Below are 22345 nucleotides of genomic sequence, written 5' to 3' on the forward strand. Positions count from 1 at the left end.
CGGCGCATCATTCGATCATGACTGATCGGTAGCCGCGATGGTGGACTTCGCCGGTGCAACAGTGCCGTCCGAGAAACGGGCAGCACCTCAATCAGTAGCGTCGGACGAGTCACATCGCCACCGGGTTCAGCATCGAGCCGCCGATAGCTTGCACGATGCGGAACACCACCAGCCAGCCAAGCCCGGGCGCGAGGCTGCACAGCAGGGATCCGACGGTGAACAGGGCCAGCCCGGTCTGGAAGATCCGGCGGCGGCCCAGCCGGTCACCGGTCGAACCCCCGAGCATGAGCAGGCTGGCCAGCACGAGGGTGTAGCTGTTGATGGTCCACTGCAGACCCGCCGGTGATGCCCCCAGATCGCGGCGCAGCGCGGGCAGCGCGACGTTGACGATAGTGCTGTCCAGCCCGACGATCAGCAGGCTCGTGCAGCAGATCGCGAGAACGGCGATCCTACGGCGGCTGGTCGGCTCGGCCATCGGCTTCCACCTCTCCGGCTGCGGCGATTCCTGCCGCCCGTTCGCGGGAAAACACCATCGCAGGTAGTCGGCCGGACTTCGCTAGATCTTTGTCCTGGTCCGGAGGTGTGCTGCGTTGAGCAGTGCGTGCTCGGGCTGGACGGCTCGGCGGAGACAGCGCGGATGACTCCAGGTGCTGCCGTTTCCAGGTCCCGCCCGACCGCTCAGGCACCTTCGCCCGCCGCGCGGCCTCCGCGACGGTCACCTCACCAGCAAGAACTGACAGCACCGTCCGGACCTTCTCCTCAACCGGAACGCCGGCGGCCTCATCGTGAACGATCAGATGCCCTCGCCAGGTCAGACCCGCAAACCTGCCCGAAGTCTGCTGCGACACATCCACCCGACAGTCTACGACGCCTGACTACAGCACTAGGATTGAGGACAGCGAAACCGCTCGATGCGTGGGAAGGAACTCACTGATGCGCAGCAACTTCGACGTCAAGAAGGAACGTCCCAGGCTCTATTCGTCGAAGCGAGACAAGTTCGAGATCGTCGACGTCGCGCGGGCGCATTTCCTCATGGCGGACGGCCATGGCGATCCCAACACCTCACCGGAGTACGTGAGGGTGGTCACCGCGCTCTACACGACCTCCTACGCCGTGCGTGCCGTGGCCAAGGACGAGTTGAAGCGGACGCACACCGTTGCTCCGCTTGAGGGCCTGTGGTCCGCGAAGGACCTGCAGGTCTTCCATACTCGAGACAAGGGCAGCTGGGACTGGACCCTCATGATCTTCCAGCCCGACTGGATCACCTCGGAGATCGTTGATGCGGCGCTGGAACGGGTCCACGAGAAGAAGAAGGACCTTGACGCAGTGAAGAAGGTCCGGTTCGAGGAGTTTCTCGAGGGCACGTGCGTTCAGACTCTCTACGTAGGACCGTATGACAAAGAGGGCCCCACCATCTCCCGGATGCACGACGAGTTCATGCCGGCCGAAGGTCTCGCCCCTCGGGGGCGTCACCATGAAATCTATCTATCAGATGCCCGCCGGACGGACCCGAGCCGGCTGCGCACGATTATCCGGCAGCCGGTTGGTGCCGCTCGAGAGTAGGGGCATCGCTGGCCTCCCGGGAGGGCCAGACGTTGAACCTCCCACGCGCGCCGGGAGTTCTCCTTCTCCTTCGCTACGATCACCACAAGATAACCCGGTCAGGAGTGGCTCGGGACGTGGCAGATTCGTGGTGCGGGGATCTGACGGTCATTATGAGCGCTGCATCGGCATGAGCCCGATGCGTGTTCAGTCGTCCAGATCGCGGGAGACCAGAAAGTTGCCGAGAATCAGGTGATCCATCTCTGTCTTAAGGAAGCAGGACAGGGCATCCACGGGAGAGCAGACAATCGGCTCTCCGGCGACGTTGAACGAGGTGTTGATCAGACAGGGTACTCCGGTCAATTCCGTGAACAGGCGCAGCGGTTCCGCGAGCAGCGGGTTGTCCTGCTCGGTGATCGTCTGGAGCCGCGAGGTGCCATCGACATGGCAGGCGCTTTGAATGCGCTCCTGATATTCGGGCCGTACCGGAACTACGAAGGTCATGTACGGGGAGGACCGCTTCTTTCCGAGCTCGAACACGTGAGGCGCGAGATCCTGGAGGATCACGGGAGCGAAAGGCCGGAACCGCTCCCGGTGCGTAACTGGTCAGGTCTCGTAGATCGTTTGTTTTTGGTTTCGCGGCGGGTTGGGGCTCCTCGATGACCCGGCGACCCGGGAGTGTTGGCGCCGCGTGGTTGATCAGACCGTAGGGTCCGGGTGTGTCCGATGATCCGCCCGCACCGTCGGTGCCGTCGTATGACGAGCTCGCGGCGCTGGTGGTGGAACAGGCGGCCCTGATCGCGCAGTTGCGGGCCGAGTTGGAACAGGCCCGGGCGCGGATAGCCGAGTTGGAGGCCCAGGTCGCCAAGACGTCGCGGAACTCGGCGAAGCCACCGAGTTCGGACGGGCTGGCCAAGCCACCCCCGAAGTCGCTGCGGAAGAAGACCGGCCGGCGGCCCGGTGGGCAGAACGGCCATCCCGGATCGACGCTACGCATGGTCGCCGATCCCGATGTGCGGCTGGCGCACGAGCCGGGGCCGTGCTCGGGGTGCGGGACGTCGCTGTCGGGCCGGCCCGTTACCCGGACCGAACGCCGGCAGGTCTTCGACCTGCCCGACCTACGCCCGCACGTGACCGAACATCAGCTCCTCGAACGGGAATGCGGCTGCGGGACACGCACGAAGGCCACCGCACCGGCCGGGGTGGACGCCCCGGTGCAGTACGGGCCGCGGGTGACCGCGGCGGCGGTCTACCTGTATTCCGGCCAGTTCTTGTCGAAGGACCGGACCGCGACCGCGCTCGCCGAGCTGGTCGGGATCCCCCTGTCCGCGGGCACGGTCGCGGCGATGGCCGCCCGCGCCGCCGCCGACCTGGAGGGTTTCCTCACCACCATCCGCGAGCACCTCGCCGCCGCCGAGGTGATCGGCGCGGACGAGACCGGGCTACGGGTCGCCGGCAGATTATAGGTTCGAGTCCTATCGCGGGAGCACGTTCGCCCAGGTCAGGGGCCATGTTAGCGAGATTCCAAAGATCTTGAAGTGAAGATCACCCCAACTTTACCCCCATGATTCTTTGGACCGCCTGCCGCGGCCTGCCAGTGCCCGCGTCGTGGACGGCTTCGGCCGCGGACGCAGCCGAGCCGACGTGATGGATGTGCCCCTGTCAGGCGGTTGGGTGAACACCGTCGTCCGCAGCGGCGACACGGTGCACAGACCCCTGCCGCAGCGCGCCGACTTCGTGCACGAGCCGCTCGCCTTCCTGGCGCGGCGTGGCTGGGGTGGCGCGCCGCGATTCCTCGGTGTCGACGAGCGTGGCCGGGAGGTCCTCAGCTTCCTGCCCGGACATGTCGCCTGGGAGCCTGAGCAGCCTGCCGCCGTTACGTCCGATGAGAGCCTCGTCGGGGTCGCCGAGCTGGTTCGCGGGTTTCACGATCTGACTGCGGGCACGCCACTGGCCGCTGGGAGCGAGGTTGTCTGTCACAACGACTTGGCGCCGAAGAACACCGTCTACCGCGACCTCGGCGATGGGCTACGCCCTGTCGCCTTCCTCGACTGGGATCTGGCCTCGCCCGGGGAACGGATCCATGACGTCGCGCACGTCTGCTGGCAGTTCCTCGGCCTCGGCCCCGCTGCGACCGACATGGACGAGGCGGCCCGGAGGATCCGGCTGATCCGTGACGCCTACGGCCTGCACCGGCGTGCGCCACTGATCGAGACGATCCTGTGGTGGCAAGATCGTTGCTGGCGTGGCATTCAGTCAGAAGCGCTGGCGGGCGACCCGGCAGCGGTGCGCCTACGCGACGCTGGCGCCATGGAGGATGTCCGTGCCGCCTACCAGTGGGTGGCCGACAACCACGGCCGGCTCGGCGACCAAAGTGGATCTTCCGGGCAGGCCCATGGCTGGCGTCGCAGATCTTAGCAGCAGCGGGGAGGGGCTCGGAGCCACCCCAGAGCCCGATTCCAGGTGTTCGTCCGGACCCCCGCTAGGCTGCTAGAGCCCAGGTCAGGGGCGGTATTCGTTGCTAGAGGTGCTGCTAGGTCTAGCGGATGGAGTGCTAGACCTAGCAGGCGCTGACAGGCGTACGCAGGCCACCGGGTCCCACCGGTACGCGCGTTCCTCACGGCGTAGTTCGACCAGCGCGACGGCGTCGACCGTGACGCGGACGGCGGAAAGTTCCCGGAGGTCTCTGACGGCCGTGATGATCGGATGGGCGTCGGTCCGACTGTTGCAGTAGGCGATCCCTATGCAGCCCGTCGGGCGGCACCGGGTCGAGGACCGGCAGGCGTAACCGCCGCTGGCACCGGTCGGCAAGGGCGTGCAGCTCGGTGGCGTCCTCGAAGGTCAGCATCCAGTGGTACGAGCGGCGTCCGGACGTCCAGCCGGGCCGGTCCCAGTGGTTGTCGAGCCGGTCGAGGCTGGCGAAGCGGTGTCAGCCGTCCATGACCGGGTCCGTGGCGGGTGACGTGGTCACCGTTGCGCGGGGACGGGGAAGGCAAGCGCGCGGGACGCCTCCGCGAGTTCGGTGACCGGGCCGATCTGCTGCCATGGCCTGGCACGGGCGACCAGCTCAGTGGGGACCGGTCGGCTACCTGCACAGCCATGTCCGCATACTCGCGCACCCTGGCCGTTTCGCCCAGGGAGACGTAGGCGGTCGCGGCGTTCGCTGCGACACGGGCCGTACTGTAAGGCCCGAAGGAGATGCAGGGCGACATCCCGTCGGGTGCCGGATGCTGGTTGGCCAGGTTGAACGCTTCGCCCACGGATCGGTCCACACCGGCGCGGTCACCGAGCCGGCCGAGGGCGCGTGCCTCGCCGTTCACAGCGAGCCGGATTGCCTGGGCCGACTGACCGGCGACCCGGCGGCCTTCCCGAGCGAAGTCCAAGGCGGCCTGGTAGTCCCCGGCGTAGTACTCATGGGGCGACGCGAGGACGACTGTCCCGTCCTGTGCAGCAGTGCTGCGAGGATGCCGCAGCGTCGGGTCAGAGCGCGGCCTTCTGCGGCTGGGTCGGCACCACGATCACAGTGGTGGTGCCGGCCTCCAGCGCGACCGCGAACTCTTTTTCCAGGGCAGCGGTGGTCTCGACGTCGACTGCCCGGCAGCCGAAGCCCCGTGCCACCGCCGCGATGTCCAGCCCGGGCAGGTCCAGCCCCGGCACACCGGGCGTCCTTTCCAGTTCGGCGAAGGACTTGAGGATCGAGTACTCCTTGTTGCGCAGCACGACGTACACGATCGGCAGCGAGTGCTGCGCGGCAGTCCAGATGGCCTGCACGGAGTACTGGAACGACCCATCACCGATCAGGCCGATCACCGGGCGCCTTACGCCGCGATCGCGGTCCCCGAGAGCCACGCCGACCGCGGCAGGCACACCCCAGCCGATACCACCGCTGGCCGTGGCGAAGAACGAGTCAGGCTCGATGGTCGGCAGCCACTCGACCTGCTCCGCCATGCTCGAAGTCGACTCGTAGACGAGGACGGCGTGCGGTGGGCGGGCCGTACTGACGGTCGCGTGGACCTCCGCCGGCGTCAGCGGGCTGCTCGGCTTCGTGGGCAGTTTGCGGGGCCGCGGCATGGGCTCGGGCTGAGTACGAGCGCCATCCTTCACCATGTCGGTGAGCAGTTCGATGGCCAGTCGGGGGTCGCCAAGCAGGCTGTCGCCAACGCGTGCCGCTCCGGTCATCGCCGGGTCCGCGGCAATGTGGAGCAATTCGGTGCCGGCGGGCAGGATGTCCCCGGGCACGTACGGGTAGTAGCGGAACACCTCGGCCCCGATGATGGTCACGAGGTCATGCCCGGTCAGCCGGTCGCTGATGGCCTTGAGCGACATACCCAGCGGGCCCTGATAGAGGCGGTGGTTCTCGGGGAACGAGGCTCGGTCCGGCAGCGGCGCGCCGTACACCGATGCCCGCAGCTTCTCGGCCAGCGCGACGGCAGCGTGCCAGCCGCCGCTACGATCCACCTCGGGGCCGAAGACCAGGGCAGGACGCCGACTCGCGGAGAGGCGTTCGGCGAAGCCACGCAGCCGCTCGATATCAGGCGCGCAGGTGGTGCTCACGCTGCGCAGAACGGCGGGCCCTTCCAGGGGAACGCTCCAGTCGTCGAGCGGGATGGACAGATACACCGGGCCCGACGGCGGCTGCAGCGCCACCGCGTAGGCGCGCATGAAAGCCTCGGGGACATCCTCGGCGCGGGCCGGCTCGTAGGCCCACTTCACCCACGGTCTGGGTAGGTTCGTTGCGTCGCGGTTGCCGAGGTAAGGCTCACCGATCACCAGTTCGCGGTGCTGCTGACCGGACGTGACGATCAGCGGCGTATGGCCGCGGTAGGCCGCGACCAGGTTGCCGAGGGCGTTACCAAGACCCGCGGAAGAATGCACGTTCACCAGCGCCGGACGCCGCGTGGTCTGCGCGAAACCGTCCGCCATGGCGATAACGGACGCCTCCTGAAGACCAAGAACATAGGTGAAGTCGTCCGGAAACTTCTGGAGGAACGGCTCTTCGGTAGACCCGGGGTTACCGAAGACGGTGGTCATCCCCAACGACCTCAGCAGGTCGTAGGTCACCGTGCGAACCGTTGATCCTTCACCCACCATCTATCAGCGCTCCTCGGTTCGGTCGACCTCACGACCAGCCGGAAACTGCGGATCGTGCAGTCGTACATCAACGCCTCGTCAGCGCGCATCCGGAAAGACTGCCGGGCGAGGATGACGTAATCCGCGTATCCGGGCAGCGCGTCGGGCTCACGAAAACCCTTGCGGGCATCCCTCCCGGCTCAGGCGTCACTTACCTCCTGCCCGGACGGTCCGCAGGAAAACCGGACAATACCGCTTTCGTGAACAGCGGTATTAATTTTCGCTGCGCATAGGAAGTATCAGCTCGCCGGAAGTCTACTGGGGAGTGCGCGGCTGGAGGCTGTTCGGCGTGCCGCGCGTTCACCCGCTGTTGGGTGGCGGATCTCCGCTGTACTTCGAGCCGGCTGACGTCGACAGATGGTTGCAAATCACTGTAATGGGGATGTAGGTTGTGATGGTCGCCGTCGTTGGGGTGGACCTGCGCCAGCCAGGAATCCGCGCTAGCGTGACTGTCATGTGATTGTGCAGGAAGACGACGGAAGGGTGAGAATTATGGCCCGTTTGTCCGAGCAACTGGCCTACCTCTCGAGGCGTGCCAAGGCAGCTGAGGATGCTGCGGATGTTGCCGAGACCGAGACTCGTGAGGAGCTGGCGGCCAAAGTCGAGCAGGCTCGTGCCAACGCCGAGCAGCATGCGAGCGAGCTTCGTGAGAAGGCCACGGACGTGACCCAGGAGGCTTCCAGTCGATGGAGCGAGATCCAGGAGCGCTGGAAGGACCACGTGAGCAAGGTGCGTGCTGAGGTCCAACAGAAGCAGACCGAGCGCGACGCCCAGCGTGCCGAGCGGCGCGCGGAGTACGCGGAGGACGACGCCGTCTGCGCGATCTCTTTCGCTATCGCCGCTGTGGAAGAAGCCGAGTACGCCGTCCTGGACGCCACCTTGGCTCGCGCCGACGCTGCGGCCGTCAGCACCTGATCCCCATCTCATTGCCCCGGGTTCGGTTGGTGACGCCCTGCTCGGCTTTTGCGCGCGGGCGTGGCTCGGCCTGTACGACCTGGCAGACATCCCGCCGTCAACGCAGGGGTGCTCTTCGCCGACGCCCGCCGCATCGCCGGGTTCATCGCTGTCCAGGGCATGCGGTCGGTGCTGCACTTGGCCGAGCCGCTGCCCGTCGGCCTGGCGGTGGGAGACGAGATCGGGCGAAGATCCTCGGTCACTCTTCGCCGTCGATGACCGGTAACACTTACGTGCATCTGCTCCGGTCGACCGGGCAGGCGGCGGAGACGGTCACGGCGGCGATCCCTCGCAAACGGTTCGTCCGCACCATGTCTGCACCAGCGGCGCTGAAGGCGGCGGGAGAGTGAAGGCCCTCGGCGTTGCGCCTGGTCAGGGGCTTGTCCGTTCTGGACAGGCCCCCGCCGATCAGGTGGACAGAACCGTCCACAATACGAACCGCTACCCGAACATCATTAGATCGGCTATCAACCTCGACGACCCGCTGGACATCGCCGGATCAGGCCCCGCCACGAGAGCGAATCCCACAGAAAGATCACAACTGGATACACGCCCTAATGCCGTGACCGGCAGGGTTCGTCCCGGACGGAGCGCCCCGCTCAGGCCGAGAGGTGCAACGGGAGTCTCTTCAGTCCACGGACGACGATCTGCTCCCGGTAGGCGACAGTGTCCTCGGCCAGCGCGAACGAGCTGGTGCGGCTGAACAGTGCCCGAAAGGCGATCTCCGCTTCGAGGCGGGCGAGGGGCGCGCCGAGACAGTAGTGGATTCCGACGCCGAGCCCGAGATGGCGCCGCGTCCGGTCGGACCTGGTGTGGCGAGCCACGAGGAACCGGTCGGGCTCGTCGAACGCCTCCGGATCCCGGTTGGCAGCCCCGATCATCATGATCGCACCGTCACCGCGCGCGAACGGACGTCCGCCGATCTCGGCGTCCGCGAGGACGGTGCGGGCGATGAACTGCACCGGCGGGTCGAACCGAAGCATCTCCTCGACCGCGGGTCCGACGAGGGCTGGATCCGCACGTAGTGCCGCGAGCTGCCCGGGGTTCCGTGTGAGCGCGAGAATCCCGCCGCTGATGAGATTCGCTGTCGTCTCGTAGCCGGCCACCAGCAACAGGGTGCACAGTTCGAGCAGTTCCCGTTCGGCGAGCATGTCACCGCGGTCATGGATGGCGACGAGCCGGCTGAGAAGGTCGTCGCGCGGTTCCTTGCGGCGACGGGCGATCAGGTCGAGAAAGTAGGCGTCGAATTCCACGGCCGCCCGGTTACAGGCCGCCTTCGCCTCATCGGTCAGCAGGTAGTGCGGGTCCAGTCCGAGGGTCAGCGCGTCCGCCCACCCCCCGAACTCCTCCTCGTCCGCGGCCGGCACGCCCAGCAGCCGGCTTATCAACCGCAACGGCAGCGGACGCGCGAACGCCGCGACCGCATCGATCTCGCCACGCTCGATCGCCTCGTCGAGCAGCACGTTCGCGAGGGAGGTGACCTCCGGAGCCAGGGCCTCGATGACCGCCGGGGTGAACGCCCTGCCCACAAGGCGCCGCAGCCGGGTGTGATCGGGCGGGTCCGCCCGTAGCAGTGAACCGAGGCCGTCGTCCATTCCCGTGCGATAGTTGATGCCGTCGGTGTAGCCGTGCCCAACCGCGGGATGCGCGAGGACGGCGGAGGCCTCGGCGAGACGGGTCACAAGAGTGACTGTGCGGTCGGCGATCTCACCGGGGATGAAGGCGCCGACTTCACGGATCTCCCGATACCGAGGGTAGGGGTCCGCAAGCCGCGTCGCCGTCACCGCGGCGATGATCGCGGAGGTGCCTCCCTCGGATGTGTCCATGCCACCCACCGTAGTCATTGACCGTCCCCTCCCCGCGCGACGTCGCTGCAGGCACCGGCCCACCCCGCGGCGACCGGACGTTCTTACAGCACGACATACGAAATCCTGTCCGACACGTGCGCGCACGCAAAAATCAGCCGCCGCTCCTTGGGACGACAACTTTCAATCATTCAATCGGTTCCCGTCGAACAGGCTCCGTACCAGGCCGCCGTCGTACTCTGCCGCACTTCTTATGTGCGCGGACAGCGACCGGGGCCCACGGGGTGGGGCCGATCTCAGGATTCCCACATCTTGGTCGCACCGGGTACAGATGATCGCGGGGTAGGCGGCGAGGCGGGAGATCGGTGATGGCGCGGCACCGGCGTTTCGGCCGGCGGGCCCGCCTCGGGAGCGCGAGGCTGGTAGGCGTCGTCGCGCTGACCGTGACGGCCGCCACCGGGCTGGCCGCGCGTTCACCGGACGGCCCGACCGGCACCACCGGCACCACCGGCACGCTGTCAGCGCTCAACGCGGCGAGCACGACCGAGCGGCCGAACTTCGTCCTCATCCTCGCTGACGACCTCGGCCAGATGACGTCGCCCTACTGGGATGCGATGCCGCACACGGCTGCCCTGATCAGGGACTCCGGGCTGACCTTCACCGACGGGTCGCCCCGACGCCGATCTGCTGTTCCGCCCGGCTGGTCGGAGTGGTACGGCAGCGTCGACAACAACTTCTACACCGGCTACAACTACACGCTGAACGATAACGGCACCCTGGTTCCGTACGGCGGGACCGAGGACCACCTTTACGCCCGCTGGTACGACCTGCCGTGTTCGTCGTCGAGCGCACTGCCCGCTCGTGTGGGTTCTCGCGTTGGCTAAGCGGAATGTCGTCGTGGCGGCGCTCACGCAGCCATCCCGACCAGTCGTCGGTCTCCTCGACTCCGGCCGTCACCAGTCGGCGCCTCGTGGACACCGGGTTCACAACCGACAGAGCATGTTTACCAGCTCGTCGAGTTCCGGACACCCCGTTACCCGGGGCCCAGTCGGCGGAAGTAGGCCACGAACTCACGGGCGGCATGGGTGCGTGCGTCACGTTCCCCGGCGAGAGAAGCGGTTCGGGGTCGAAGCCACGGGCGAGCGCCCGCGACCAGCGCTGGAGGTCCGGGTGATCCTCGGCCGGTGCACCGAGCAGCTCGGCGATGATGGTGAGCGGTAGCGGGTAGGCCAGTGCACTGATCACGTCGACCTCTCGGGCCTCGATGATCGCGTCGAACAGGTCCTTGACGAGCTGCTCGATGCGCGGCCGCAGGTTGGCCACGGTGCGTGGGGTGAACGCCTTGCTCACCAGTGCACGCAGCCGCGTGTGATCGGGCGGATCCATCCAGAGGAAGGACGTTGGCAGGTCGACGTGCTCGACGCCAGGGTGGAACAACTCGGCCTTGTGGGCGTGGCTCCAGTTGTTGTCCTGGAGAATGGTCGCGCAGTCCTGATATCTGGTCACCAGGTGCACGCCCAGTGGGGTGCGAATGAGCGGCCTGGCCTTGCGGGCCATGGCGTACCGGGGATACGGGTTCGGCCAGTGCTCGGGGTCGAACACATCGAACGCATGGAATTCATCGAAGGTGGTATGCGGCGCGGCAGCGGGAGGGGAGACGTTGACGTCCGTAGAGGGTTCGAGCTGTGACACCATGCAGCTGGTCGCCCCGTACGCGATCAGGTTGCCGTTCGCGTCGGTCACACACCCTTCGGTGGTTTCGTCCACGCTCATCAATATCTCTCTGCTTTCTGTGGATTTAGCTCGCGGACTTCGCATGTAGCCAGCAGCAGCGATGTCCCTTGACGGCATGGGACGGCCGGGGGCGGTGCGCTGGATGCCGACGGCGCTCAGTCCCGCAGGCGGATTGGGAGGGTGTCCAGCCCGTGGATGGCGACTGTGTCGCGCCACACGGGTTCGTCGTCGGTCAGCGACAGCCCCGGCGCACGGAGCAGGAGAGTGTCCACCGCGATCTGTGTCTGCAGCCGCCCGAGATGAGCGCCGAGGCAGTAGTGGATGCCCTCGCTGAGCGAGAGGTGGCGGGGCGCGGGGGAACGCCCGGCGAACCGGGTGATGTCCAGGCGCTCAGGATCGCTGTACACGGCCGGGTCGCGGTTGGCGGCGGCGATCAGGACGACGACACCTTCGCCCCGGGCGAAAGCGCGCCCGGCGAGCTCCCGCTCCTCCAGCGCGACCCGATGGGTGAACTGCACCGGCGGCTCGTAGCGGAGAAGCTCGTCGACCGCGTACGGGGCGAGTTCCGGGTTGGACCGCCACAGGGCGACCTGGTCGGGGTTGCGCAACAAGGCCACCAGGCCCTTGCCGATCAGGTCGGAGACGGTCTCGTAGCCTCCGATCAGCAGCCCTACGGAGAGCCCGAGCATCTCGCGGTCGCTCAGCACGGAGTCGCGTTCCTGCGCCGCGCAGAGATCGCTCAGCAGGTCGTCGCGAGGGTCCTTGCGCCGCTGCGCGATCAGCCCGGCGAAGTACGCCTCGAACTCCCGCATCGCCTCAGGCCGACGCGCCAGGCTCTCGGGTGACTGCAGGATGTCCGGGTCCGTGCCACGGACGATCTCCAGCGACCACTTCTTGACCGCGGTGTAGTCCTCCGGCGGGATGCCGAGCATGTCCCCGATGACGGTGAGTGGCAACGGCCGGGCCAGGGCCTCCATCAGGTCAACCTCGCCGGCCTCGATCGCGGTGTCGATCAGTTCGTTGACGAGACCTTCGACCCGTGGTCGGAGCCCTTCGGTGTGGCGCGGGACGAACGCCCGCTTGACCAGCCCCCGCATCCGGGTGTGGTCCGGCGGGTCCATCCGCAGCATCGAGCCCGGGACGTCGTCGGGATCCACCCCGGGGCGGAAGGGGTTGATGCCGTCCTCGTAGCCATGGCCCCAGAGCGCGTCCGTGAGAACCGCCGAGCACTCCTCGTAGCGCGTTGCCATGGCGATCTGCGGATTGATCGGGTATAGGGCGGTGGATTCGCGAACCAACGCGTATCGCGGGTAGGGGTTGGATCGGTACACAGGAGCAAAGGCATCGAATACAACCTGCGGCGCAGCGGACACGTCCACGTCCCTCTTCTCGGCACGGTTATCGCGGGAATCATGTCGACAGAACGCCGACCATGACAGCCCTCGCCGATTGCCGCGAAGTGAACATTTCTTGAACCGATCCGGTCGCGGTGACGTCAACGCGGTCTCGACATATGAATTTCCGTACCCTGTGTCGCCATTGGACCGTCAATCGGCCGATAACGAAAACGGATTGACAGAAGTGTGAGCGCCGGCGGAACGGAGGTAAAGTGTCCACCGGGCCCCTTGTGAACGCCGGATAGTTTCGATGCGACAGGTGGGAGAGTTGGTTGTCGACCTACGTGTTGGACCAGGGGCATCCGGGCGAGCGCACACGTCTCCAGACGATGGCACGAGAGTGGGATCCGGGGACCATGCGACTCGTGAGCGCCCTGGGCATCGGCACCGGGCATCGCTCCTCGAGGTCGGGGCGGGCGCCGGCTCCATCGCCATGGCGCTGGCTGATGTCGCCGGCTCCGAGGGGCACGTCCTCGCGGTTGACCGCGATGTTCGCTTTCTCGACGATTTGCCTGACGGGGTCGAGGTCCGGTGCATGGACGTCATGGTCGACGACCTTCCGCATGCGCAGTTCGACCTGGTGCACGCACGGCTCCTGGTGGCACACCTGCATCCCCATCAGGGAAGGCGTAGCCCATCTTCCAGACGCATTCGCAGGCTGACGCACCGTTTCGTTGTCGACCGGTTGGTCTTGTTCGGCGAGGACTTGGGCCGCGACGACCGATCGTGCATGGGCTCGCCGGCGAGGTAGCGGTCGGACCACCGCTTCACAGTGGGCCAGGACACCTGGAAGCGGGCCGTGACCTCGCTGATCGGCCACCCGTCGTCGACGACGAGACGAGCGACGGTGAGACGGTGTCAAGGAGTCAGGGCGGCGTTGACGTGAGACATTGGCAGCCTTTCATTTCACCGACGATTCGCGGTGAAATGCTTGGAGAGGAGGGAAACGGGTCGCTCCGACCTCACGGCTGCACCTGCTTTGGCAAGGTGAGGATTTCGGCTCCGTCGTTGGTGATGGCGATCGTGTGCTCACTGTGTGCTGTCCGGCAGCCTGTCGCGCTTCGGAGGGTCCAGCCGTCGGCATCGGTGACGAGCTCGGCGGTGTCCGCCATGACCCACGGCTCCAGTGCGAGCAGCAGCCCAGGGCGCAGTCTGTATCCACGGCCGGGCCGTCCGGTGTTCGAAACGTGCGGGTCCTGGTGCATCGTTGATCCGATGCCATGACCTCCGAACTCGGTGTTGATCGGGTACCCTGCCTCGCCGAGGACGGAGCCGATGGCATGGGAGATGTCGCCGATGCGAGCCCCGGGGCCGGCAGCGGTTATCCCTGCGTACAGCGCGCGTTCGGTCGCGTTGATCATCGCGACGCTCTCCGGGGGCTTTGAGTCGCCCACGATGAAGCTGATGGCGGAGTCTGCAGCGACTCCGTCTCTGGAGACGGCGAGGTCGAGCGTCAGCAGGTCGCCGTCGGCAAGCGTGTAGTCGTAGGGCAGTCCGTGGAGCACGGCGTCGTTGACGGCCGTGCAGATGTAGTGGCCGAACGGCCCGCGTCCGAAGGACGGCTCATAGTCGACGTAGCAGGACTGCGCCCCAGCCTCGACGATCATGGTCTTGGTCCACCGATCGATGTCCAGGAGGCTTGTGCCGACCGTGCTGCGGCTCTTCAGCGTCTGCAGAATGTCGGCGACCAGGGCGCCTGTGTCCTTTGCTTGAGCCAGCTTGGCCGGGCTCAGGATCTCGATCATGCGGCGCCCTTCTCATGCTACCAATAACTATACCGGCCATATTATACCGGTACTATAATCGGAGTCATGGTCAGGTTGCCGCTCACTCCGGCAGAGGTCGAGCGCGGGCAACGCCTCGGCGCCCTCCTGCGTCGGGCCAGGGGGGAGCGCTCGATGCTCGATACCGCGCTGGATGCAGGTGTCTCACCAGAAACCCTTCGGAAGATCGAGTCTGGTCGCGTAGCCACCCCTGCCTTCCCGACCATCGCGGCGATCGCCGATGTCCTCAGCCTTTCCCTCGACGAAGTGTGGGCCGAGATCAACCAGCCTGACGGCGAGGTCGAACCCACAAGATCAGGTCGCAACGCACGCGAGCGGTTGGCCTCGTGAGTCTCGAGCCCGGCGAAGCGGTGCCAGTCGTCCGCGATCGGGTCCGTGGCGCCTGACGTGGTCACCGGTATGCGCCGGCGGGGATGGCGAGCGTGCGGGACGCCTCCGCGACCTGGGCGGCCATGTCCGCATACTCCCGCACCCGAACGGGATCGCCCAGCGGAAAGTAGGCGGCAATAGGACGCGGGCTGTGGACGATGCCGTTGTGAGAGGGTGCTGCATGGGCGAGAGCAAGCCCCGTCAGCAGTCGCGGGCCATGAAACGTGCGTGGACACGCGTGGTCATCGACTGCTCTGGCGCGCCCGGCGGATGCTGCACGGTGAATTCGCATGCCGACTCCCCGACGACGAATCCACGCGCGACGCCTGACCGAAGGGCGTCATCGGATCGTTTCCCGTCAGGAGATTCGACGACGGTCGAGACGAATTCCGCCGGTTCGGGGAATCCGGTGGCCCGGGGCGGGAGAACCGTCCCGGGCCACCGGGGGAGATCCCCGCCCGGCACATCGTCAAAAGCTTCCGTCGTCCGTCCGGGTACTCGTGGTCACCCTGGTCGGTGGCTTCGCCGTGCGTGATGGTGCCGCGTGGCGTCAGGTTACCTCGAAGCCGGCGGCGATGACGCCGCTGAACTGCGGGGGAGCCCCGAGGGGGGTGCTGACGATGTAGCGTCCGGCGGCGAGCGTGGTGAGGCCGTAGGCGGGATCGGAACCGGTCGGTTGGGCCACGGCGACGATGTCGGCGACAGCCTCGATGTTCGTCTTCCCGGACTGCACGTCGGCCGCGGTGGCCGTCTCGCCGTCGCGGACCTTGCCGAGCAGCAGGATGAATCCGGCCTTCGCCGGGTCGCCGGTGTTGGTGAACTTCAGTGCGACCGGGCCGGCGGGAAGCGAGGCTGGGACACCGGCGAGGCCGCTGCCGTCGCTGTTGGTCACGTCGAGCGTGGTGTAGCCGCAGGTGTCATGAGCCCATGCGTTGACGGCGGTGAGCGCGGTGTTCACGGAGCCGTCGGGGTCGGCGGGCGGCTTTCCCTCCGCGGCGCCCCGCACGGTCTCGGCGAGGACGTCGACCTGGCTCGCCACGTCGCCGGGTACGCCCGCTCGCAGCGGCCCGAGGTGCGGTTCGATGGACGCCGCCCAGGTCTGGACCTCGGTGGCGCTCGGCGGCGGCGCGTCCGGGTCGATTCCCGGGATGCCGACCCAGTTGCTCGCCAACTGGGCGGTGCAGGCCGCCTGCGTGGCGTCGGTGGTCGAGGCATCGGGAGCCGTCGTGGTTCCGCGTGTCTCTGCCGCGCCCGCCGTGCCGGAGGAGTCGGAGCAGCCGGCGAGCGCGACGACCGCGCCGAGGCCGAGGGCACCGGCGGTGATCATCCATCGACGGCGGGCCTGGCCGGCGATGCTGTGGGTTTTCATCGTTGTCTCCCGATCGGATCCCGGGCCGGGCCGGTCCTGCTGACCGGTCGCGGCGACAGGCTGATCATTCGGGTGGAACCGTCCCGCCGGCACGGGTGCGCGTTCCCGGAACGGCCGGGAGAAATTCCCGAGGCGGACGGGATCAGCGGTCCCGCACACTGGGTCTCCACGGGGTGCGATCATGCGATCCTGCGCGCCCCACGGGTCTAGGTGAGGGAGCTGGCTTGGACGTGTTCGCTCAGGATCCGTCGCCGGCGCGGTCAGGGCGTCGACGGGCCGCGCACGTCCTGGCCCTGGCCGGGCTCGCGCTGGCCGTCGCCGGCGGGGTGCTGGCCGTGGCCAACCGGCATGGGGATCTCACGCCGTCCGGGGACTCCGCGAGCATGGCGGGCTGGACCCAGGTCGTCCTCGCGGTTCCGTTCGTGGCGGCCGGATGGCTGCTGGCAGTGCGCCGGCCGGAGGTTCCGTTTGGTTGGTTGGCTCTGGCCGCCGCGATCGGCCACGGCGCGGCGGCCGCCGGCACAGGCTGGGCGGTGTTCACTGTGTTCGGCGGGCGGGATCTGCCGGGGGCCGCGCCGGCGCTCCTCGCCGGCTCCACGTGTGGGGCGCTGGAGCCCCTCGTGCTGGTGATTATCTGGGCGACGTTCCCGCAGGGACGGTTCCCCCGCGGCTGGATCGGGCGGGTCGCGGCGGTCAGCGTCGGGTTGTGTGCCGTGGGCTGGCTGAGCGGGCCGCTGTGGTCCTTCAGGTCCGGCGAGTCTCCGCCGGTCTATGCCGGTCTCACCAATCCGATCGGGGTGGATGCCATCCCCGGTTGGCTGCCGGTCGCGCTGTTCTCCTCGGGCCTGCTGCTCGGGTCGGCCGTGATGGTGGTCCGCTGGACGCGGGCGGACGGCGAGCTGCGCCAGGTGCTGCGCTGGCTGGCCGTGATCAACACGGCCGCGATCGTACTCACCCCCGTCGTCGTCGCGCTTCCTGCCGGAGAGCTGATCGGCAGTGTCGGCACCGTGGTCGAACTCGTCGTCGTCGTCGCCGTGGTGCTCGCGAACCGTGTCTACGGCATCGAGGCGGTCCTCAACCGCACGCTCGTATACACGCTGCTCACCGCGTTCGTGGCCGTCGTGTACGCGGCCGGCGTCGCGGTCCTCGCCGCGTTCGGCCAGCAGGTGGGCGGGACGTCCACGGTGCTCGCCGCGGTCGGCGCGGCGTTCAGCCTCGCCCCGGCACGCGACCGGGTGCAACGCATGGTGAACCGCTTTCTCTACGGCGAACGCGACGAGCCGTACACCGTGGTGACCGGGGTGGCGGCGCGCCTGGAAGCGGCGGGCAGCGTACAGACCCTGCTGCCGGGCCTGCTCGAAGCCCTGGTCGGGGCGCTGCGGCTGCCGTCTGCCGCGGTGGAGATGCGCGGCGACGACGGTTCCGCCCGTTCCATCACCCACGGCGAGGCCGCGCGGCCGGGCGCGTCGGTCCGCTTCCCGCTGGTGCATCAGGGGCAGGACATCGGCGCGCTCGTCGTCAGCCTGCGGGCCGGGCAGAACGCGCTGGCTCCGCGGGAGAACCGCCTGCTCACCGACATCGCCCGCCAGGTCGCGGTGGCCGCCAGCAACGTGCAGCTCACCGAGGCGCTGATGCGCTCGCGCGAGCGCATCGTCAGCGCGGCGGAGGAGGAACGCCGCCGGCTGCGCCACGACCTGCACGACGGTCTCGGACCCACGCTGACCGCCGCCGCGACCAAGGTGGACGCCGCCGGCAACCTCGTCGACCGGGACGTGGCGCGGGCCAGGAACCTGCTCGACTCGGTCCGGCGGGACCTCACCTCGGCCCTCGCCGACCTGCGCCGCCTGGTCTACGCCCTGAGGCCGCCCGTCCTCGACGAACTCGGGCTGCTGCCCGCGCTGCGCGAGCAGCTTCGGCACGCCGCGGTCCCGGTCGTGGTGTCGGCGCCCGAATCCCTGCCGCCGCTGCCGGCGGCGGTGGAGATCGCCGCTTACCGGATCATCACGGAAGCCATCACGAACGTCACCCGGCACGCCCGGGCGTCGTCCTGCGAAGTGTCGATCACCTGCGTCGATCACCTGCGTGTCGAGATCCGCGACAACGGAACAGCCGGAGACGGCGCGACAGGAGACGGCGCGACAGGCGACACCGCGACAGGCGGCACCGCGAGCGGGAGCGGGAGCGGAGCAACATGGGCACCCGGGGTCGGCCTGACCTCGATGCGGGAACGGGCGACCGCGCTCGGTGGCAGCTGGATCGCCGGACCCACCGCTACCGGCGGCCGGGTCCTGGTAGAACTCCCCCTCTCCCTCGCCGGAAGCGCGATACCCCGGTCCGCCGCCGTGGTCGCTCCAGAAAGGGATCACGGATCTTCTTCATCCGCGCACACCGACGTCACCGGAATGCTCACGAGGAGCCAGCAGTGACCGAACCCCCCGCCACCATTCGGGTGCTCCTCGCCGACGACCACCGCCTCGTGCTGGACGGCCTGTCCGCGCTGATCGACTCCGTCGACGGCCTCACCGTCGTCGGGGAGGCGACCTCCGGCGAGCAGGCCGTCGACCTCGCCGGCACGGAGCACCCCGACGTCGTGCTCATGGACATCGAGATGCCCGGGATCGGCGGGGTCGAGGCAACCCGCCGGATCACCACCGCACAGCCGACGATCGCGGTCGTGATGCTCACGATGTACGGCGAGGACGAGTTCGTCTTCGCCGCCCTACGCGCCGGCGCCCGCGGCTACCTGCTCAAAGGCGCCCAGCAGAAGGACGTCGTACGCACCATCGGGGCCGTGGCCCGCGGCGACGCCGTGTTCGGACCGGACGTCGCGCACCGCGTACTGCGCACCTTCACCAGCCCACCTGCGGAGAACGCCCCGTTCCCCGAGCTCACCGAACGGGAACGCGAAGTACTCAGCCTGCTGGCGAACGGCTGGCCGAACAGCCGCATCGCGCGCCATCTCCAGCTCACCCCGAAGACCGTCGCCAACAACGTCTCCAACATCCTCGCCAAACTGCACGCCCCGGACCGCACGGCGGCAATCCTGCGAGCCCGCCGCGCCGGCCTGGGTGAACCATGACCCACCCTCCCGACGGCCCGAACGGGCGGGTGAGGAGGGTGCGCATGGCCTGGCGCAACCAGCCCGCAACAGGACGCCGTTAATGTCCAGCCATGACCTTGAGCATCCGTAATCGGCTGGCTGGCACCGTCGCTGATATCACGAGTGGTGCTGTCATGGGCACTGTCCGCATCGCCCTCGCGAACGGCGACACCCTGACATCGGCCGTCACCATGGACGCCATCAAGGACGTCGGCATCGGCATCGGCTCGGCGGTCGAGGTGCTGGTCAAGTCGACGGACGTCTCGCTCGCCACGGGAGAGACGTCGGGCCTGACCATCCGGAACCGACTGGGCGGGACACTGGTCGGCATCGACACAGGCGGCGCGATGGCGCTCGTCCGCATCGACCTCGGCACGGACATCGAGCTGACCGCGGCGATCACCCGCGCCTCCGCCGACGAGCTCAAGCTTGCCCCGGGCCTGCCCGTGACCGCACTGATCAAGTCAACCGAGGTGGCCTTCTCCGCACTCTGACGCCCGCGCCGCGACAACCATGCGCCGACGCCGACGCCGACGTCCAGCCGCCGGTCACATCTTCCGGAAGTCCCAGCTTGTGATCTTCTCCGGGGTCACCCGCAGCCAGGCGTGCCGGCCGTCGTAGTGCATCTCGTCGCGGCCGGCGTACTTGCGGGCGTAGAGCAGCTCCGGCGTGGCCAGGCCGGGGTCGGGGGTGCCAACGCGGGGGGCCTCGCCGACGCTCTCGGCCCGGCCGCGGATCTCCACCCCGCGCAGCTCGGTGAACTCGTGACCGGTGTCCACGACGATCGCCACCCGCGGGTCACGCTCGAGATCGGTCCAGCGCTGGCTCTTGACGACCGAGTTGAGCCACAGCGCCTGCCCGTCCCAGACGAACCACAGGGGCGTCAGATGTGGCCCGTCCGCGCTGGTCGTCGCCACCCGGCAGGTTCGCTCCTCGGCGAGGAACGCATCGACCTCGGCCGGGCTCATGGCGATCTTGCGACCTCGACGCTGATCTTTCATCGTTTTTCCTCCAGGTGCGGACTTCCCGCGGTGCCCGCCTCGCCGCCGGTGACAGCGGTGGCGGCGGTGACAGCATCGACCGTAGTGACAGCTGCGGCAGCGGCGTCGCTGAGGGCCTCGCCCTTGGCGAAACCGTAGTAGACGGCGAACTGCAGCACGATCTCATCCATCTCCGCGCTGGTGAGGTCGCCGGAGCGCAACGCCACGTCGACGTGCGTCCGCAGCGGCATCGGGGAGTCGTCGATCCCCACACAGGCGACGGTGATGATCCGGCGTTCCCGGCGGGTGAGACCGGGCCGCCGCCAGACGTTGCCGAACACGAAACCCAGAATCCCGGCCTGGCGGTACGGCGTGTCCGAGGGTGGCGCCGGCATCAGATTCACATCGGCGAACTCGGCCCTGCCGCCTTCCAACCGCGCGTTCCAGTCGCCGGTCTCGAACGAGGGGACGTCCAGCGGGGGCCATCCCGTCGGCTCCGCCCCCCGCTCCCGCTGGACCCGCGCCCACTGCCGGCCGACGACCCCTTCAAGGTGGGACGCCTTCGGCCATCCGCAGTAGACCGCGAAGTGCAGGACGAACTCGAGCATCTCCGCGATCTCGATGTCACCGCTGCGCAGGGCGGCATAGACGTGCGCGTCGATCGGACCGGGCGCGTCGGCCGCCGCGACGCAGGTCAGCGTCACCCACCGCCGGTCCCGTCGGCTCAGCCCGGGCCGGCGCCACACCTCACCGAAGACGAAGTCCCGCGCCGCCGCCTCGAACGGAGTCAGCGCCGGTGGCGCCTCGGTGGCCATGACCTCCCGGAACACGCGCTCGGCCACGCCGGTGCGTCCTGCATCCCGCTCGTCGTCTGCCTGCGCGGGGTCCCGCTCGTCGCCCGCGTGCCCCGTTTGCCCCGCCTGCGCGGTGCCTTCCGTTGTCATGGACGGCTCCGCTCCTCCGGACTGCTTCTCCGGACTGCGTTCAATCGGTCGATCGCAATCTAAGGCAGGCGACTTTCCCGGGTCCAGAGTCGCTGCCGGGCCCGGGTCAGCCCGCGGACCCGCCGACCGCCTGCCCGAGCGTGACCCCGGCGAAGGCGGCCGCGAGACCCACGGTCAGGCTCACGATGACGTTGGCGACGGCGTGGCGATGGGTCCAGTCCCTGGCCAGCCGCAGCGTCTCGTAGCTGAACGTCGAATAGGTCGTCAGCGCGCCACACAGCCCCGTACCGGCAACGGACAGCACCTCGGACGACGCCGGCAGGCCGACCAGGAACCCGAGCAGCAGGGACCCGGCGGTGTTGACGGCCAGGGTGCCCCACGGGAAGACCGAGCTGTGCCGGCTCTGGACCGCCCGGTCGGTGAGGTAGCGCAGTGGTGCCCCGACCGCCGCTCCGAGCGCGACCAGCAGCACTGTCACCGTCCACCCCGCACTTCACCAGCCCCGTGAGCGGCGCTGCGGGGGCGATCAGCTGAGCGGTCAGGGGAGTGGTCACGGGAGCGGTCGCGGGAGCGCAGCAGCCGCGCGGCGAGACCTGAACCGACGGTGACCGCGATGAGCGCGGCGGCGAGGGACACGAAGAGGAACAGAAGGGCGGTGCCGGGCGCGTCCGCTTCGACGGCACGCTCGACGTCCACGACGTAGGCGGAGAACGTGGTGTAGCCGCCGAGCACGCCCACACCGAGAAACGGCCGGACCAGCCGGCGCCCGGCCCAGACGCTCCCGACCAGCTCCATGAGCACGCCGATGAGCAGGCAGCCGGACGTGTTGATCGCGAACGTGGCCCGGTCGAAGTCGGCCGCCTCGTGCGGGAAGGCCACAACCAGGCCATGCCGGGCGAGCGCGCCGAGCACACCGCCGGCCGCGATGGCGGCGAGAACCGGCCAGGGACTCGGCCGCAGCTCCGCCCGCTCCTCGGGATCGGACAGATCGACATCGGGGTCGACGGGCCGAGCCACGGTTTCGGATGCCCCGCCGGGCTGGACGACGGGCCGCGGAGCATCGACGTCCGAGCGGCCGGGACGGGCAACGGGTTCGGACATGGCGGGCCTCCTACCAGCGGAAAACAGCTACTGGCAGGGACCGTTGGCGACGCCGTCGCGGTTCTCCCCAGGCACGGGGACGGCGGGCCCCACCGCCGGCAGGGCTGACTCGCCCTGCGTCTTCACGATACCGGCC

At 68.3% G+C, this 22345-nt stretch carries 20 protein-coding genes and 3 pseudogenes; 10 read left to right on the forward strand and 13 right to left on the reverse strand.

Going from position 1 to position 22345, the window contains the following annotated elements; translation table 11 throughout:
• Window positions 1–112 precede the first annotated feature (112 nt).
• A pseudogene (locus FRANEAN1_RS06945) lies at window positions 113–475 on the reverse strand (MFS transporter); the annotation flags it as partial.
• A 458-nt stretch (window positions 476–933) separates the two neighbouring features.
• Between FRANEAN1_RS06945 and FRANEAN1_RS06950 the strand changes: the two are divergent.
• Window positions 934–1563, forward strand: a complete 630-nt coding sequence (locus FRANEAN1_RS06950) for a GyrI-like domain-containing protein (RefSeq protein ID WP_020459035.1) — start codon at window positions 934–936, stop codon at window positions 1561–1563.
• 186 nt (window positions 1564–1749) lie between these two features.
• Here the strand turns inward: FRANEAN1_RS06950 and FRANEAN1_RS06955 are convergent.
• Window positions 1750–2164: pseudogene (locus FRANEAN1_RS06955) on the reverse strand (carbamoyltransferase C-terminal domain-containing protein); the annotation flags it as partial.
• A 97-nt stretch (window positions 2165–2261) separates the two neighbouring features.
• Between FRANEAN1_RS06955 and FRANEAN1_RS06960 the strand changes: the two are divergent.
• The gene (locus tag FRANEAN1_RS06960; protein ID WP_020459037.1) at window positions 2262–3008 is read left to right on the forward strand and encodes a DUF6444 domain-containing protein; all 747 of its coding nucleotides are present in this window, start codon (window positions 2262–2264) and stop codon (window positions 3006–3008) included.
• 181 nt (window positions 3009–3189) lie between these two features.
• The gene (locus FRANEAN1_RS06965; RefSeq protein WP_041255612.1) at window positions 3190–3960 is read left to right on the forward strand and encodes a phosphotransferase; all 771 of its coding nucleotides are present in this window, start codon (window positions 3190–3192) and stop codon (window positions 3958–3960) included.
• A gap of 1062 nt (window positions 3961–5022) precedes the next feature.
• On the opposite strand, the gene mdlC is transcribed toward FRANEAN1_RS06965, so the two are convergent.
• Complete coding sequence (gene mdlC / locus FRANEAN1_RS06970) at window positions 5023–6633, reverse strand: benzoylformate decarboxylase (RefSeq protein ID WP_020459040.1); 1611 nt, start codon at window positions 6631–6633, stop codon at window positions 5023–5025.
• 531 nt (window positions 6634–7164) lie between these two features.
• Here mdlC and FRANEAN1_RS06975 point away from each other — a divergent pair.
• On the forward strand, window positions 7165–7587 hold the full coding sequence (locus FRANEAN1_RS06975; RefSeq protein WP_020459041.1) for a YtxH domain-containing protein: 423 nt from the start codon (window positions 7165–7167) through the stop codon (window positions 7585–7587).
• 108 nt (window positions 7588–7695) lie between these two features.
• Window positions 7696–7845, forward strand: a complete 150-nt coding sequence (locus FRANEAN1_RS43090; RefSeq protein ID WP_347177011.1) for a hypothetical protein — start codon at window positions 7696–7698, stop codon at window positions 7843–7845.
• 380 nt (window positions 7846–8225) lie between these two features.
• Here FRANEAN1_RS43090 and FRANEAN1_RS06985 read toward each other — a convergent pair whose 3' ends face one another.
• From FRANEAN1_RS06985 to FRANEAN1_RS06995, 3 genes are all read right to left on the reverse strand, one after another.
• The gene (locus FRANEAN1_RS06985; RefSeq protein WP_347177012.1) at window positions 8226–9452 is read right to left on the reverse strand and encodes a cytochrome P450; all 1227 of its coding nucleotides are present in this window, start codon (window positions 9450–9452) and stop codon (window positions 8226–8228) included.
• 636 nt (window positions 9453–10088) lie between these two features.
• Window positions 10089–11204: a hypothetical protein gene (locus tag FRANEAN1_RS43095; RefSeq protein WP_347177013.1), complete on the reverse strand. Its 1116-nt coding sequence runs from the start codon at window positions 11202–11204 to the stop codon at window positions 10089–10091.
• 116 nt (window positions 11205–11320) lie between these two features.
• The gene (locus FRANEAN1_RS06995) at window positions 11321–12415 is read right to left on the reverse strand and encodes a cytochrome P450 (RefSeq protein ID WP_347177014.1); all 1095 of its coding nucleotides are present in this window, start codon (window positions 12413–12415) and stop codon (window positions 11321–11323) included.
• A 580-nt stretch (window positions 12416–12995) separates the two neighbouring features.
• Here FRANEAN1_RS06995 and FRANEAN1_RS07000 point away from each other — a divergent pair.
• A complete protein-coding gene (locus FRANEAN1_RS07000) occupies window positions 12996–13313 on the forward strand; it encodes a hypothetical protein (RefSeq protein WP_198145469.1) in 318 nt (105 codons plus the stop codon).
• On the opposite strand, the pseudogene FRANEAN1_RS38240 reads toward FRANEAN1_RS07000, so the two are convergent.
• Window positions 13196–13453 (reverse strand): annotated as a pseudogene (locus FRANEAN1_RS38240) (leucine zipper domain-containing protein); the annotation flags it as partial. The gene FRANEAN1_RS07000 and the pseudogene FRANEAN1_RS38240 sit on opposite strands and share 118 nt — an antisense overlap.
• A 71-nt stretch (window positions 13454–13524) precedes the next feature.
• Entirely contained in the window at window positions 13525–14307 is a 783-nt protein-coding gene (gene map / locus FRANEAN1_RS07005) for a type I methionyl aminopeptidase (protein WP_020459046.1), read from the reverse strand.
• Window positions 14308–14373: 66 nt separating this feature from the next.
• Between map and FRANEAN1_RS38245 the strand changes: the two genes are divergently transcribed.
• Window positions 14374–14676 (forward strand): helix-turn-helix transcriptional regulator, encoded by a 303-nt coding sequence (locus tag FRANEAN1_RS38245; RefSeq protein WP_020459047.1) that lies wholly within the window; start codon window positions 14374–14376, stop codon window positions 14674–14676.
• A 589-nt stretch (window positions 14677–15265) separates the two neighbouring features.
• Here the strand turns inward: FRANEAN1_RS38245 and FRANEAN1_RS07010 are convergent.
• Window positions 15266–16084 carry a hypothetical protein gene (locus tag FRANEAN1_RS07010; RefSeq protein WP_041255614.1) on the reverse strand — a complete coding sequence of 273 codons (819 nt, stop codon included), beginning with the start codon at window positions 16082–16084 and terminating at the stop codon, window positions 15266–15268.
• Window positions 16085–16314: 230 nt separating this feature from the next.
• Between FRANEAN1_RS07010 and FRANEAN1_RS07015 the strand changes: the two genes are divergently transcribed.
• The 3 genes from FRANEAN1_RS07015 to FRANEAN1_RS07025 all read left to right on the forward strand — a co-directional run bounded on the left by FRANEAN1_RS07015 (window position 16315) and on the right by FRANEAN1_RS07025 (window position 19678).
• Window positions 16315–18510, forward strand: coding sequence for a GAF domain-containing sensor histidine kinase (locus FRANEAN1_RS07015; RefSeq protein ID WP_020459050.1), 2196 nt, complete (start codon window positions 16315–16317; stop codon window positions 18508–18510).
• Entirely contained in the window at window positions 18507–19163 is a 657-nt protein-coding gene (locus FRANEAN1_RS07020) for a response regulator transcription factor (RefSeq protein ID WP_020459051.1), read from the forward strand. The genes FRANEAN1_RS07015 and FRANEAN1_RS07020 overlap by 4 nt, the downstream gene beginning before the upstream one ends.
• A 92-nt stretch (window positions 19164–19255) precedes the next feature.
• Window positions 19256–19678, forward strand: coding sequence for a TOBE domain-containing protein (locus FRANEAN1_RS07025; RefSeq protein ID WP_020459052.1), 423 nt, complete (start codon window positions 19256–19258; stop codon window positions 19676–19678).
• 54 nt (window positions 19679–19732) lie between these two features.
• Here the strand turns inward: FRANEAN1_RS07025 and FRANEAN1_RS07030 are convergent, their stop codons facing one another.
• The 4 genes from FRANEAN1_RS07030 to FRANEAN1_RS07045 all read right to left on the reverse strand — a co-directional run bounded on the left by FRANEAN1_RS07030 (window position 19733) and on the right by FRANEAN1_RS07045 (window position 22209).
• Window positions 19733–20185, reverse strand: coding sequence for a pyridoxamine 5'-phosphate oxidase family protein (locus FRANEAN1_RS07030; RefSeq protein WP_020459053.1), 453 nt, complete (start codon window positions 20183–20185; stop codon window positions 19733–19735).
• Window positions 20182–20979 (reverse strand): carboxymuconolactone decarboxylase family protein, encoded by a 798-nt coding sequence (locus tag FRANEAN1_RS07035; RefSeq protein WP_347177205.1) that lies wholly within the window; start codon window positions 20977–20979, stop codon window positions 20182–20184. The genes FRANEAN1_RS07030 and FRANEAN1_RS07035 overlap by 4 nt, the downstream gene beginning before the upstream one ends.
• A gap of 235 nt (window positions 20980–21214) precedes the next feature.
• Window positions 21215–21586, reverse strand: coding sequence for a fluoride efflux transporter CrcB (gene crcB / locus FRANEAN1_RS07040; RefSeq protein ID WP_020459055.1), 372 nt, complete (start codon window positions 21584–21586; stop codon window positions 21215–21217).
• Entirely contained in the window at window positions 21583–22209 is a 627-nt protein-coding gene (locus FRANEAN1_RS07045; protein ID WP_020459056.1) for a CrcB family protein, read from the reverse strand. Before FRANEAN1_RS07045 ends, crcB begins: the two co-directional genes overlap by 4 nt.
• Between the last annotated feature and the right edge of the window lie 136 nt (window positions 22210–22345).

The organism is Parafrankia sp. EAN1pec, from assembly GCF_000018005.1.
Classification (GTDB): domain Bacteria; phylum Actinomycetota; class Actinomycetes; order Frankiales; family Frankiaceae; genus Parafrankia; species Parafrankia soli.

Excerpts from the sequence above, each read along its gene's own strand:
- FRANEAN1_RS06950 (WP_020459035.1), top strand. The coding sequence starts at position 934 with ATGCGCAGCAACTTCGACGTCAAGAAGGAACGTCCCAGGCTCTATTCG.
- FRANEAN1_RS06965 (WP_041255612.1), top strand. The coding sequence starts at position 3,190 with ATGGATGTGCCCCTGTCAGGCGGTTGGGTGAACACCGTCGTCCGCAGC.
- mdlC (WP_020459040.1), bottom strand. The coding sequence starts at position 6,633 with ATGGTGGGTGAAGGATCAACGGTTCGCACGGTGACCTACGACCTGCTG.
- FRANEAN1_RS06975 (WP_020459041.1), top strand. The coding sequence starts at position 7,165 with ATGGCCCGTTTGTCCGAGCAACTGGCCTACCTCTCGAGGCGTGCCAAG.
- FRANEAN1_RS06985 (WP_347177012.1), bottom strand. The coding sequence starts at position 9,452 with ATGGACACATCCGAGGGAGGCACCTCCGCGATCATCGCCGCGGTGACG.
- FRANEAN1_RS43095 (WP_347177013.1), bottom strand. The coding sequence starts at position 11,204 with ATGAGCGTGGACGAAACCACCGAAGGGTGTGTGACCGACGCGAACGGC.
- FRANEAN1_RS06995 (WP_347177014.1), bottom strand. The coding sequence starts at position 12,415 with ATGGCAACGCGCTACGAGGAGTGCTCGGCGGTTCTCACGGACGCGCTC.
- FRANEAN1_RS07000 (WP_198145469.1), top strand. The coding sequence starts at position 12,996 with ATGGCGCTGGCTGATGTCGCCGGCTCCGAGGGGCACGTCCTCGCGGTT.
- map (WP_020459046.1), bottom strand. The coding sequence starts at position 14,307 with ATGATCGAGATCCTGAGCCCGGCCAAGCTGGCTCAAGCAAAGGACACA.
- FRANEAN1_RS38245 (WP_020459047.1), top strand. The coding sequence starts at position 14,374 with ATGGTCAGGTTGCCGCTCACTCCGGCAGAGGTCGAGCGCGGGCAACGC.
- FRANEAN1_RS07010 (WP_041255614.1), bottom strand. The coding sequence starts at position 16,084 with ATGAAAACCCACAGCATCGCCGGCCAGGCCCGCCGTCGATGGATGATC.
- FRANEAN1_RS07025 (WP_020459052.1), top strand. The coding sequence starts at position 19,256 with ATGACCTTGAGCATCCGTAATCGGCTGGCTGGCACCGTCGCTGATATC.
- FRANEAN1_RS07030 (WP_020459053.1), bottom strand. The coding sequence starts at position 20,185 with ATGAAAGATCAGCGTCGAGGTCGCAAGATCGCCATGAGCCCGGCCGAG.
- FRANEAN1_RS07035 (WP_347177205.1), bottom strand. The coding sequence starts at position 20,979 with ATGGCCACCGAGGCGCCACCGGCGCTGACTCCGTTCGAGGCGGCGGCG.
- FRANEAN1_RS07045 (WP_020459056.1), bottom strand. The coding sequence starts at position 22,209 with ATGTCCGAACCCGTTGCCCGTCCCGGCCGCTCGGACGTCGATGCTCCG.